Origin of the sequence: Paenibacillus sp. LHD-117 (assembly GCF_030929555.1) — a bacterium.
Lineage (GTDB): Bacteria > Bacillota > Bacilli > Paenibacillales > Paenibacillaceae > Pristimantibacillus.
In genome coordinates this window covers 126,708-138,820 of sequence record NZ_JAVFVT010000016.1, presented here as the reverse complement: position 1 = coordinate 138,820, position 12,113 = coordinate 126,708, and the positions used below count along the sequence as shown (strand labels likewise).

At 54.7% G+C, this 12,113-nt stretch carries 10 protein-coding genes; 2 read left to right on the top strand and 8 right to left on the bottom strand.

The annotated features are described in order from the left end of the window. Positions 1-913: 913 nt before the first annotated feature. The 8 genes from RB620_RS14620 to RB620_RS14585 form a co-directional block, all read right to left on the bottom strand. Positions 914-2,035, bottom strand: a complete 1,122-nt coding sequence (locus RB620_RS14620; RefSeq protein ID WP_308095432.1) for a putative 2-aminoethylphosphonate ABC transporter substrate-binding protein — start codon at positions 2,033-2,035, stop codon at positions 914-916. 126 nt (positions 2,036-2,161) lie between these two features. Further along, entirely contained in the window at positions 2,162-2,947 is a 786-nt protein-coding gene (locus RB620_RS14615; RefSeq protein WP_308095431.1) for a DeoR/GlpR family DNA-binding transcription regulator, read from the bottom strand. Between the two features lie 17 nt (positions 2,948-2,964). Further along, positions 2,965-4,146, bottom strand: coding sequence for a saccharopine dehydrogenase family protein (locus RB620_RS14610; protein WP_308095429.1), 1,182 nt, complete (start codon positions 4,144-4,146; stop codon positions 2,965-2,967). Between the two features lies 1 nt (position 4,147). After that, positions 4,148-5,284 carry a 2-aminoethylphosphonate--pyruvate transaminase gene (gene phnW / locus RB620_RS14605; RefSeq protein WP_308095442.1) on the bottom strand — a complete coding sequence of 379 codons (1,137 nt, stop codon included), beginning with the start codon at positions 5,282-5,284 and terminating at the stop codon, positions 4,148-4,150. Further along, positions 5,284-6,081 carry a phosphonoacetaldehyde hydrolase gene (gene phnX / locus RB620_RS14600; RefSeq protein ID WP_308095427.1) on the bottom strand — a complete coding sequence of 266 codons (798 nt, stop codon included), beginning with the start codon at positions 6,079-6,081 and terminating at the stop codon, positions 5,284-5,286. Before phnX ends, phnW begins: the two co-directional genes overlap by 1 nt. Before the next feature lie 27 nt (positions 6,082-6,108). After that, positions 6,109-7,830: a putative 2-aminoethylphosphonate ABC transporter permease subunit gene (locus RB620_RS14595; protein ID WP_374121411.1), complete on the bottom strand. Its 1,722-nt coding sequence runs from the start codon at positions 7,828-7,830 to the stop codon at positions 6,109-6,111. Positions 7,831-7,860: 30 nt separating this feature from the next. Next, positions 7,861-8,904: an ABC transporter ATP-binding protein gene (locus tag RB620_RS14590; RefSeq protein ID WP_308095424.1), complete on the bottom strand. Its 1,044-nt coding sequence runs from the start codon at positions 8,902-8,904 to the stop codon at positions 7,861-7,863. A gap of 188 nt (positions 8,905-9,092) precedes the next feature. Next, positions 9,093-9,974 carry a helix-turn-helix transcriptional regulator gene (locus RB620_RS14585; protein ID WP_308095423.1) on the bottom strand — a complete coding sequence of 294 codons (882 nt, stop codon included), beginning with the start codon at positions 9,972-9,974 and terminating at the stop codon, positions 9,093-9,095. Between the two features lie 133 nt (positions 9,975-10,107). Between RB620_RS14585 and RB620_RS14580 the strand changes: the two genes are divergently transcribed. Both RB620_RS14580 and RB620_RS14575 read left to right on the top strand, forming a co-directional pair. Further along, positions 10,108-11,097, top strand: coding sequence for a Gfo/Idh/MocA family protein (locus RB620_RS14580; RefSeq protein WP_308095421.1), 990 nt, complete (start codon positions 10,108-10,110; stop codon positions 11,095-11,097). Further along, a complete protein-coding gene (locus tag RB620_RS14575; RefSeq protein ID WP_308095420.1) occupies positions 11,094-12,080 on the top strand; it encodes a Gfo/Idh/MocA family protein in 987 nt (328 codons plus the stop codon). Before RB620_RS14580 ends, RB620_RS14575 begins: the two co-directional genes overlap by 4 nt. Positions 12,081-12,113: the final 33 nt, after the last annotated feature.

Genomic DNA, 12,113 nt, shown 5'->3' with positions numbered 1-12,113 from the left:
TGGTAACCAACCCACGGATAGCAGCGTGCCGACCGTCGCTCGCTTATTTGCTCCCGCGCCTAGTGTTTTGGTGGTGCAAAATGCAAGGGCTTGACTAAAACGTTCATAGCAACGGAACCCACTATGTTAACAGTTCAAAACAAAATGTACATGTTGGCGACTTCGCCTTTAGAGGTTTCCTGAGCAGAAGGGATGGTGCTCGAAGGCGTGCAATTGGTCATGAAGGTTTGCCGCATAGCGGCCTAATAAAATGAATGTCCCCCGGAAAAGCTTTCCTGGTTCGGACTAGCGGAACCCACTATGTTAACAGTTCAAAACAAAATGTACATGTTGGCGACTTCACCTTTAGAGGTTTCCTGAGCAGAAGGGATGGTGTTAGGAGGCGTGCAATTGGTTATGAAAGTTTGCCGTATGGCGCCTTAAGAAAAGAATGTCACCGGGAAAAACTGTCCTGGTTCGGACTAGCTGAACCCAATAAGTTAGCAGTTCAACACAAAATGTACTTGATGGCGACTTCGCTTATAGAGATTTTCTGAGCAGAAGGGATGGTGTTAGAAGGCGTGCAATTGGTCATGAAAGTTTGCCGTATGGTGCACTAACAAAAGAATGAGCCGAGAAAAACTCCCCCCTGGTTAGTACCGGCGGAAACTGAGGATTAGTATCTCTGAGGACAAGTATTTCTGTGGGCAACGGCACGGAGAGTCAGCCGACAAGCACGTTATCTTCGGGGTTTCCTTTGGCCATTTAATCGCCGATCGTTTTCACGTCCCGGATGATATCGGTGTTTTTCCCTTTGATGACCAACTTATCCCATTGTTTATGACATCATCCGCTTGAGGCATGAGCGCCGTGGTCGACAAACACCAAAAAAAGGACCGACCTCTGGCAGGTCAGTCCTTCGTTCATTGAGCCGTTACGATTTTGGTTCACTTTTGGCATCGTAACGCGTGCTCCATTCCGAGAGAACGGCATCACGGTTTTTCGCTGCCGATTGCAGATCGTATTTGATCAATTGTTCGATCGGATTTTTGGTATATCCGGCGGGAATCTCGGCCGAGTCATTTTTTATCGACACGATTGGGTAGTTTTTGGCGTACTCTGCCATCGCTTCGTCCGTGATCGCCCAATCGAGGAAGTCTTGAGCCGCTTTTTTGATAGAGTCTTTTTTCATCAATGCATTCGCTTCTACATCATATCCGGAGCCTTCCGTCGGGAACACGACTTCGACAGGCGATCCGCTTTCTTTCTCCGTAATGCCACGGTATCCAAAAGAGATGCCGATCGGGTATTCGCCCGTGCCGGCCATCTTGGCTGGCTTGGAGCCGGAATGCGTGTAAATGCCGATATTCTCATGAAGCTTGTCCAGGTACTCCCAAGCCTTCTCTTCGCCCATTAGCTGGAGCAGACCCGAAACGGTAAGGAATCCTGTACCGGACGAAGCCGGATTCGGCATCGTAATCAAACCTTTGTACTCCGGCTTGATCAAATCTTCGTAAGACTGGGGAATCGCAAGGCCCTTTTTCTCCAGCTCGACCGTGTTAACCGTAACCGCCGTTTCCCATGCGTCAATACCCACCCAATGCGCCGGATCGTTGCTATCCTTGAATTCTGGTTGGATCCGGTCAATACCTGCTGGGGAATAAGGCTCCAGCATGCCGTTCTGATCCAAAACGAGCAAGCTCGTTGCGGCAACGCCCCAAACGACGTCGGCTTGCGGGTTGTCCTTCTCCGCGAGGAGCTTGGCTGTAATGATACCCGTGGAGTCGCGAACGATGTTCAGTTTGACGTCCGGATATTTGGCGTAATAGGATTTCAAGTATTCCTTCAGCTGATCGTCTTCCAGCGCCGTATATACGGTGATTTCTTTGCTTTCCGTATCCGCCTTGCTGCCGCCGCTGTTCGCGTCGCTTACCGCCTCGGTGCCCGATTTCGCGTTGCTGCCGTTATTGCCGCCTGTATTGCCCGCATTGCCGCAAGCGGACATCAAAGCCACGATCGCGATGACGCAGACAAGCCATAAACCTCTTTTATTCATTCTTTTTCTCTCCCTTGGTTATGTTCTTTCTTACAATTCCAAGTATAAGGTTGGTTGTTTAACTCACCGTTAAATACACGTTAATAAATTGTATTGTTTTTAGTTTTAATTGTTTTTTCGTGTGTTTTAATCGGCGACAATCCAATGAATATCCTGATCGGCCATTTTGGCTTGCCAAGCGAGCGGAGGCGGCACATCGCTAATGATCATATCGACGTCTTTGAAATCCGCTATTTTGAAATAATGGGTCGTGCCGATCTTGGTATGGTCGGCAAGAACGATCGTTTGCTTCGCTTGTTTCATGTACATTCGGGAGAGCATGCCCCTCTCGTCCTCGTAGCTCGTAAATCCGTTGTCGATCTGCAGGCCGTCGGCCACCACGAACGCCTTGTCCACGTTGAAGCTGCTCATGAAATCGATGGCAAGAGAACCCGCCGTCCGGTAATGTTTGGTATTCACACGCCCGCCGACTAACACGATATCGCCATCGAAAACATTTCGGTTCCGATATCCGATCAACAGATTCAATGTGTACACCGAAGTGACCAATATCGTGAGCTGCTTTTTCAAGACGAGCGAATCGATCATTTGGAGAGTGGTCGTTCCGTCGTCGATGACAACAACGTCTTTGTCCTGTACCAAGGCTGCTGCCGTACGGCCTATCCTTCGTTTCTCCTCCGCCTGCAGCACTTCCCTCCGCACGTACGCCGGCTCCTCGCGTTCCACGTTGATTTTGACCGCGCCTCCGTATACCCGCTTCAACTTATGCTCATTCTCGAGCTCTTCCAAGTAACGCCGGATTGTCTCCGACGATACTTCCAGCGCTTGGACCAATTCCGGCGTACGGACTTTCCCTTGCAGTTGAAGCATGTTAATAATGATCGCTTTTCTTTCCTCACCGGCCAATGACACGGGCGATCTCTCCTTCTCTACGCGTTCTCGATACGGTGGTGGATGAAGATGCCACGTCTCTCCAGCTCTTGGAAAATAGCGGCCGGTTCAAACGTTTCCTCCGGCGTTACGATGCCGGCGCGGCCTTCGCAAATGGTTCGGCCGGACGCGATGAGCTCCGTCGCGATCGCAAGCGGAATGCCGACGTTCCGTGTGTAGGCGCGCAGCTTCTCCCAGCCGGGCACGGAACCGTCCGACGCGGGATGCGTGTGGGTCAATGTATGTTTGACAGGAAGTCCCGTATCTGCCGAAATACCCGTAGCTTCGATATGAAGCGCATAGCCGTATAGCTCGGTCGAATGGCCTTCCTGCGATTGGAACAAATATTCGCCGATAGCATCCATGATGCCGAACGGTTCGAAGGAAGGACTAAGCGTTACTTTATCGTTGCGCAGGAAACCATAATCGTATAAAGCGCGAACCAGCCTCATATTCTGCTGCGGCCATGTCCCGCGCACTTCGATCAGCTTCACGCCTTTCGATTCAAGCGCTTTGGCAAGCGTGCGCGTTTCCGCGTGCGGAATAATGTATTGGACGGCCTTGCCGTACGGTTCCGGCAATTCGATCTCGCGAGGCCGCGCGAACGGCTCCACTTGGATAAATTCCCCGTTCTCGTACACGACGCGCCCCGGCAGCGCCGGATCGTATTCGTACACCGTCGTCTCCGCGATCGACCTGGAGAATGCGATCGGTCGGTAAGAGCCGTGGCTTACGCGGACTTCATGCACCTCGCCGAGCGCATTCGCCGCATGCATCGCCATCATCTGCGTTACGCCCGGCGTCATGCCGAACCCCGGCAGGCACAGCTTGCCGTGTCGGACAAAACCTTCGTGGCTGCGGTCTTCGTCGCCGAAGCCGTTCAGATTCACCCCATGGCATCCGGCTTCCGCAATGCAAGCCGTCGACAACCCATTAAGCGTGATCGTCGTTCCGTCCATTACGATGTCATAACCCCGAAGTTGCTCAACCGTCGCTTCATGGTCATGAACGTTCACTTGCACGGCTTTCACCCGGGGATCGTTCAAAGAGGCGGCGAGCGCCTCGGCCGCTTCAAGATTAAAATCTCCGATCGTGATCGTGTCGAACGAGGAGTATTCGACCAAGTCGCGCACCGCTTCGCTGCATATCCGTCCCGCTCCGCCCAAACAAAACACTTTCATGTCATTGTACCTCCATGTATGTTTTTACAATTGCCGTTAACCGTTCCATATCTACTTCGCTTACGTCCCCGATGCTTCCGATCCGAAATGTCGGAACCGCGGTAAGCTTGCCCGGGTAAAGAACGAATCCGTTACTCTTCAAGTGCTGATAGAACAGGCTGAAATCAAAGGATTCGGATGGGTATCGGAAAGCCGTTATGATCGGCGATTGCAGTTCTTGGGCCAGCAACGCCTCGAAACCGGCTTCTTTTAATCCCGACACCAACGCGCTTTGGCTCGCCGCGAATCGACGATGCCGTTCCGCAATGCCGCCTTCCTGCTCCAATTCCTGCAGCGCTTGGTCGAATGCGCGCACGACATGCGTCGGCGATGTATAACGCCACTTGCCGCCGGAGCTTTCCATCGTCTCCCATTGGTCGTACAGATCAAGCGACAACGATCTTGCTCGGCCTTTGCAGCCCTTAAGCGTTTCCCTCTCCGCTATGACGAATCCGAATCCCGGCACGCCTTGAATGCATTTGTTGCTGCTGCTGATCAGAAAGTGGGCTCCGAGCTCATGGATATCCATGGGAATGCCTCCGAAGCTGCTCATCGCGTCCACGATAAACGTGACGCCGCTGTCTCGCACCGCGCTCGCGATCTCGGCGAGCGGATTAAGAATGCCCGTCGTCGTCTCGCAATGGACGACGGCGAAATGCGTCACGGCCGGGTCGGAGCTTAGCAGCAGGCTTACCTTCGCCGGGTCGACCGGCTCTCGCTCATCGAAGCGCAGCACGGCCGTCTCGATGCCGAGCGTCTGTGCGATTTGGACGATCCGCTCCCCGTATGCCCCGTTCACGGCGATGGCGAGTTTCCCGCCTTCCTTCGGCAAAGCCGTCCCGATCGTCGCTTCCACGCTGAACGTTCCGCTCCCTTGCATCAACACCGCCGTATAATCCCGCTCACGGCCCGGAGCCGCGAGCGTGGTCAATCGGTCGCGAATGGATCGGACCAGCCCGTTATACTCCTCATCCCACGTACACCAGTCCTTCAGCATCGCTTCCTTCACCGTCCGCGTCGTCGTAAGCGGGCCCGGCGTCAGCAGCAAATAAGGATTTTCCGTATCCGTCCGAACGATCGTTTGTTGTCCTGTCTGGATCAAGGACGTTCACCCGCTTCCATGCGATTGTTGATATGGGCAATGATGCGGTCCAATTCGCCGATTTCGCGGATGATGAAGTGGGCTCCGGCTTTCGTTAGGCGTTCGGAAATCTCAACGTACGTTTTTTCCTTCTCGCCCTCAGACAGCATCTCGTATTCCGCCAGCGATAGACCGACCTCGTTGCCGCCGAACACCACGCCTACCGTCCATACCCCCGCGTTGCGGCCTTCTTGCATATCCGCTTCGGTATCCCCGACTTTCACGTAACTCTCCATCGGAAATAGGCCAAGCTTCTCCGCGTTGCGGTAAACCATCCACGGCTCGGGGCGGCCGGCGGCCGCTTCGTCAGGCGTAACCGTGCTGTCCGGCGTGTAGCCGAGTTTCGCCGCTTCGGGCAAGATCAGATCCAGCATCGGACGCGTATATCCCGTCGTAGTGCCGATCTTGATCCCTTGGCCGCGCAGTCGATCGGCGAGCTCAACCGCGCCCGGGACCGGCTCCGCAAATTCATGGACGATGGACATCAGCATCGGTTCGAACGCTTCGTACATCTCGTCGATGTCGCTTTCGGTCGGCGCTTGCCCGTAACGCTCCAGCCAAGCGGCGGCAACATCCGGCTCGGCGCAAATGTCGCGGAGATGATCCTTCTTCATCCGTCCCATCGGCTTGCGAATGGCGCGATGCGAAGCTTCTATGCCTCTCTCCCGGAATAATCTTCGGAATGCCTCGACCGGCGCAAAACTGCCGTAATCCACCATTGTTCCTGCCCAATCCATAATGACTGCTTTAATCATATAAATCCCTCCAAAGAGTAGTTAGGTTTAACGCTTCTGCCAAGCCGACATCTTGCGTCTTAGCCTGGCAGTCCCGAGCTCGTATGCAGCGCGAACGAAGACGTTCAACAGGACGACGAGTACCGACATGGCGGCCGCGACCGCGGTATCGCCGGCATCGTCCATGCTGACGATCATGACGGATGCGAGCTTAATATCGGAGCTGTATAGGAAGATAACGGCGGATACCGTCACCATAGCGTTGACGAACAGATAAACGGCCATCTCCAGAATCGCGGGAAGCGATAACGGAACGGTAATTCGGAAAAAAGTGCGAAGCCTTGAAACGTTCATGGATTCCGACACCTGGTCGAACTCCTTGTCCATCATCTTGAGTGTCGCCGTAGCCGTCATGAACGGCACCGAGAAGAAATGCACGATGTTCGCCAGCACCAGAATGGCCATCGTTCCGTAAATAAAGTGAAGCGGATTGTCCGGATGGTTGAAGAAATAGATAAACGACAATCCAATCACCAAACCCGGAAGCGCCAAAGGCAAGATCGACAAGAAGTAAGCGGCTTGGCGGATCTTCCGGTAAACCTTCACATTCTCGATCAGATATGCCACGAGGAAGGTGACAACCGTTCCGATGACTGCCGTCCAGATCGCGACCTGCACGCTTGTCCAGAACGGCTCGTAACCGCCGGCGGCCGCGTTCGAAAAGTCGAAGTTGCTCCAGGTGAACGACAGATCGTATGGCCACTTCTTCACGATGGACGCCGTAACGACCGCGCCGATCAAGAGGAGCATGAACGCCGCGATGAGGCTGGCGTACGCGTAGGCAATCGCGTTGCGAAGCCGGTTCCGCTTCACCGCATACGGTACCGATTTGGACGTGACGTAAGCCTGCTGCCTCCTCGTTACGATCCGGTCCACGATAAAAGCGGCGATGGCCGGAATCGTCAGCACGATGCCGACGACGGCTCCCATGGACATGTTTTGCTGGCCGACGACTTGTTTGAAGATATCCGTCGCCAGCACGTTGTATTGCCCGCCGACGACCTTCGGAGCGCCAAAATCCGTAAAGCTTAACGTGAAACAGATGACGATCGCGCTGAGCAAGGCGTATTTCACCGAAGGGAGCGTAACGGTCCACAGCTTGCGCGGACCTGATGCTCCCATCGACTCCGCCGCTTCGTACAGTCGATAGTCGCTGACGGCAAGCCCCGCGCACAGAATGAGGAACGCTTGCGGGAGCGTGTAAACGACTTCCGAGATGACGATCCCCACCGGGCCGTACAAAGGAATGCGCCATTCGAACGGCAATAAGCCGAACAGCCCGGTCGAGAACATGCCTTGATGGCCGAATAGGTACGTCAGCGCGATGCCATGCATCATCGTCGGAGCGAACAACGGAAGCAGCATGAGCGCTTTAAACAATCCTTTGCCCTTGATATCCGTCCGCGTCATTACATAGGCCAGCCCGAAAGCAAGTGGTACCGATATGGCCGTCGTCGCCGCGGACACCGATACGGTGTTGAGGGCCGATTGCAGCAGAGACTTGGACTGCACGTACTGAACGAAATTCGAGAAGCCGATCCACGCGCCGTCGATGTCCACGAATGCTTGCCTGAACATGGCAACCAGCGGCAAAGCGATGACGACGACTAAAGCGAGCAAGGTGAGAAGCAGCAGGAGCTTGACGACGTTTTGCCCGGAACCGGCGGCGGTCACTTCCCTCGTTCGGAGCATACGTCCTTTTGATTTCATGAGTGAATGTGGTTTCATTATTGGCTCCTTCTACAAACTGGCTGCCTGGTCGGGATAATAAAGCAGCCGATCGGGCGTGATCCGGAATTTCACCAGCGAGCTTTTTGCGAGTGGGATGTTAGCTGCTTTCTCGGAAGGAAGATCGATCGTAACGACGGAATCCGTTACCGCTCCCCTAAGATCGGTCAGCTTCAAGCTAATCCGGCAATAAGCGCCCCGGAACTCCACATGCTGCACGTAACCGCTCTTGGCGTCAGCCTCGTACGCTTCCCCCGTCTCGCCGACAAGCATCTCGATATGCTCGGGTCTAACGGCATGAAGACCATCCTTGCCATCGACATAGCCCGCAGGCAGGAAATTTACGGCTCCGATAAAATCCGCCACGAACGGGCTGTTCGGCGCTTCGTATACGACCTGAGGCGTTCCCGTCTGCACGACCCTGCCATGGTCCATCACGACGATGTCATCCGCCATCGTCAATGCTTCTTCTTGGTCGTGCGTCACCATGACCGTCGTGATGCCGAGCCTCTCTTGCAACTCACACAGCTGCTCTCTTAGCTTTGCGCGTACCCTGGCATCCAGGGCGGATAACGGCTCGTCCAGCAGCAGCACCTTCGGGGACATCGCGACCGCCCTGGCGAGCGCAACGCGTTGCTGCTGGCCGCCTGATAACTGAGCAGGATAACGGCGCCCGAGCTCGCCAAGCCCGACCAGCTCCAGCATTTCATCGATTTTCTCTTGTATTTCGCCCCGTTTCAGCTTCCCTTTTAATCCGTATCCGATGTTTTCCCTTACGCTCAGATTGGGGAACAGCGCGTAGGATTGGAACACGATGCCGAAGTTCCGTTTGGCTGCCGAGAGGCTCGAAATATCTTCGCCATCAAGCAGCACCTGTCCCCGATTCGCCTGTTCCAGACCGGATATGATTCGAAGCAGCGTCGTTTTCCCGCATCCGCTCGGCCCTAGCAAACATGTGAATTTGCCTTTGGGGATATGAACGTTTATATCATCCAAAGCATGAAAGCTTCCGAACGATTTCGTAATGCCGCGCAACATTAATCCTTCATTAGCCATTCGTTTATCCATCTCCTCGCTCCATTTAACTTGGTTTCAGTGTAAGGCTGTATTGTTAACCCAGTGTCAAACACAAGTAAATTTTGTGTATTTAATTGTTTTTAAGTTGTATATTGTTGTTATGTTGTGGAATTGCCAAAAAAAAAGAAACCTCGGAGCTGTTCCGAAGGTTTCTTGTTTGCTTAGATTTATGATCCAGTTGAACGATTCAGCCGCTCCTTGAATTGTTTAGGCGTACAATCGGAATACCGTTTGAACAAGCCATAAAAATGCGCCATATTCTCGTAGCCTACCGCTTCGGCGATGTCCGAAATCTGGCGGTCGCTGATCGCAAGAAGCCGTTTGGCCTTCGCGATCCGCTTGCGATTGACGTATTCCGTAAAGGAAATGCCAAGCTTTTCCTTAAAAAACTTCGAAAAATAAACATAGCTCATACCGGCAATCCGGCTAACCTCCCTCATGTCGATTCTCGTTTCCAAGCGAGCATCGATATAGGCGATGACCGGCCCAAGCACTCCGGCGTCCAGCGGACCGAGCGAGGACAAAACCCCGTCCCTGTCGTTACGCAGGAGCACAAGCAGCAAATGTTTCATATGCATGCTGACCGCGAGCTCGTAGCCCGCTTCGGCACGCATCACTTCTTCATGGATTCGCGATATGATCCCGCCCGCCTCCGAACGCACGGAGAGATCGCTCGCGAACAAATCGTTGAATCCATCCAGCGGATACAGCAGCTCCATGAACCGGCCCATGAAGCTAATAGTCGCCGGGTCGAAATAAGCTTCGAGATCGACGTGAAGCACGATATATTCCGATTCATGCTCCGGTCCGACATAACCGCGATGCAGCTGGTTCGAGCCTACGACCATGACCGCGCCGGGCTCCAGACGGTACGTCCGGCTCGGCGTGATGATGTGGTGCTCGCCTCTCAGAACAAGAAGAAACTCCACCTCTTTATGAAAGTGCCAGCTGTGCGATTCCTCGTTATGTTTGCCGGACTGTACGAACGTCCATACCTTCAGGCATAGCTGCGGGTTTTGGTAGTGGATGGGTTCCTTGAAGATGTCCATGCGACTCCTCCTTCTCGCGTTCGCAGAGATTGAATATGGATATAAACGCACTAAATCCGCGCATATACGCGGGCACGCTCCGGCGGTATTATAATGCCAAGCAAACATTGCCATTCGAAAAGGAGATAACGATATGAATATTGCCGTTCTGGGCTGCGGCGGTTTGGGCGCCGTTCACGCCGACATCTACGCGAAGCTCGAAGGCGTCCGCTTAACCGGCGTCTGCGACGTCAGGCAGGAAATGGCCGACGTGCTCTCGAAACGTACCGGCGCGCCCGCCTACGCTAGCTTCCAGCACATGCTGGAAGAAGCCGATATCGATGCCGTAAGCATCGCGCTGCCTACCTATTTACACAAAGAATATACGCTGCTCGCGGCAAAAGCAAGGAAACATGTCATTTGCGAGAAACCGATCGCCCTGACGCTGGAAGACGCCGAAGAAATGATCGCTTGCTGCGAGGAGAACGGCGTCCGGCTATTCATCGGGCACGTCGTCCGTTTCTTCCCCGATTACGCGAATATGAAACGCGCGCTTGACGAAGGTTCGCTCGGAAAATCGGCCGTCGCGCACGCAAGCCGGGTCGGCGGACATCCTGGAGCGGCCTGGTACGCGAATATCGAGCAAAGCGGAGGCGTGATCACCGATTTGATGATCCATGACCTCGACTTTTTGAGATGGTGCCTTGGCGAGGTTCGCAGCGTTTATGCGCTGAATACGCGGAGAGAAGGAATGGATTATGCGCTCGTTACGCTAGAGTTCGAGAACGATGCCGTCGCGAACGTTGAGGCGCATTGGGGTTATCCCGGCCCGTTCCATACGAAAGCCGAAATCGCGGGGAGCGGCGGCATCATTCGGGCGGACAGCCTGAGAAGCAGCTCGCTCACCATTCGCAGAACGGCCGGCGCCGACAAATCCGGCGGAATCGAAATCCCCCAAAGCCCTACGTTCAGAAGCCCCTACGAGCTGCAATTGGAGCATTTCGTCGCTTGCATCAGAGACAGCTCGGAGCCCCTGGTTACGGCAAGAGATGCTTACAAAGCGTTGGAGCTTGCTAAAGCCGCGTACGAAAGCGTAAGCAGCGGCAAAGCCGTCGTTATTGGAAAGGAGAGAGTGCGCGCATGAAAAAAATCAAGATCGGACTCATCAGTTTCGCTCACGGACATGCGTATTCGTATTTGAACGCGCTGTTATCGCTGCCCGAGGTTGAAATCGTCGGACTCGCGGATGACGTCTTGGAGCGGATCGGCGAAGCGGCTGAAAAACACGGCCTTCGGACGTTCGGCGACTACCGCGAACTGCTGGAGCTTCAGCCGGATGCCGTCGTCATCTGCTCGGAGAACGCGCGTCATGCGGAGCTGACGATCGCCGCGGCAAACAAAGGCAGCCATGTCTTGTGCGAGAAGCCGCTTGGCATCGGCATGGACGAGATGCATGAGATGATCGGCGCCTGCGAAGCGAATGGCGCGCAGCTCATGACGGCTTTCCCTTGCCGCTATTTAGCCGCGGTTGCGCAAGCGAAGGAAGCCGTCGACAGGGGCGATATCGGCGATATCGTCGCGATCAAAGGCACCAACCGGGGAACGGCGCCCGGCGGCTGGTTCGTCGACAAGAAGCTGTCCGGCGGCGGCGCGCTACTCGACCATACCGTTCACGTCATGGATCTGATGAATTGGTTCATCGGCTCCGAGGTTCGCGAGGTGTACGCGTATGCCGCGACCCTCTTCCACGAAGAACTGGAAGTCGAAGATGCCGGGATGATTCACGTGAAGTTCGGGAACGGCGCCTTCGGCGTAATCGACACAAGCTGGTCCCGCCAAGCTCCATACCCTACATGGGGGGATGTCACGATGGAAATCATCGGGACGAGAGGCGTCATCAGCGTCGACGGCTTGGCCCAATCCAACGAGCTTTACAGCAACAGCCTAGCCTCGGGTACGTTATCCTACTGGGGAGAGAACATGGATCTCGGGCTCGTTCGGGCATTCGTGGCCGCGATCGCCAGCGGCGAGCCCGTTCCGATCTCGGGCGAGGACGGCATTCGTTCCGCGGAGGTTGCGCTCGCGGGATATCGATCGCTGGCAGCCGGTCAACCTGTCCTTCTATAGTTTCTGCAAAAAACCTCCACGCACGGCGATGCG

Bases quoted from the DNA above. Each gene is read 5' to 3' on its own strand.
- phnX (WP_308095427.1), bottom strand. From the start codon at position 6,081: ATGATTAAAGCAGTCATTATGGATTGGGCAGGAACAATGGTGGATTAC.
- RB620_RS14610 (WP_308095429.1), bottom strand. From the start codon at position 4,146: ATGAAAGTGTTTTGTTTGGGCGGAGCGGGACGGATATGCAGCGAAGCG.
- RB620_RS14620 (WP_308095432.1), bottom strand. From the start codon at position 2,035: ATGAATAAAAGAGGTTTATGGCTTGTCTGCGTCATCGCGATCGTGGCT.
- RB620_RS14585 (WP_308095423.1), bottom strand. From the start codon at position 9,974: ATGGACATCTTCAAGGAACCCATCCACTACCAAAACCCGCAGCTATGC.
- RB620_RS14580 (WP_308095421.1), top strand. From the start codon at position 10,108: ATGAATATTGCCGTTCTGGGCTGCGGCGGTTTGGGCGCCGTTCACGCC.
- RB620_RS14590 (WP_308095424.1), bottom strand. From the start codon at position 8,904: ATGGCTAATGAAGGATTAATGTTGCGCGGCATTACGAAATCGTTCGGA.
- RB620_RS14575 (WP_308095420.1), top strand. From the start codon at position 11,094: ATGAAAAAAATCAAGATCGGACTCATCAGTTTCGCTCACGGACATGCG.
- RB620_RS14595 (WP_374121411.1), bottom strand. From the start codon at position 7,830: ATGAAATCAAAAGGACGTATGCTCCGAACGAGGGAAGTGACCGCCGCC.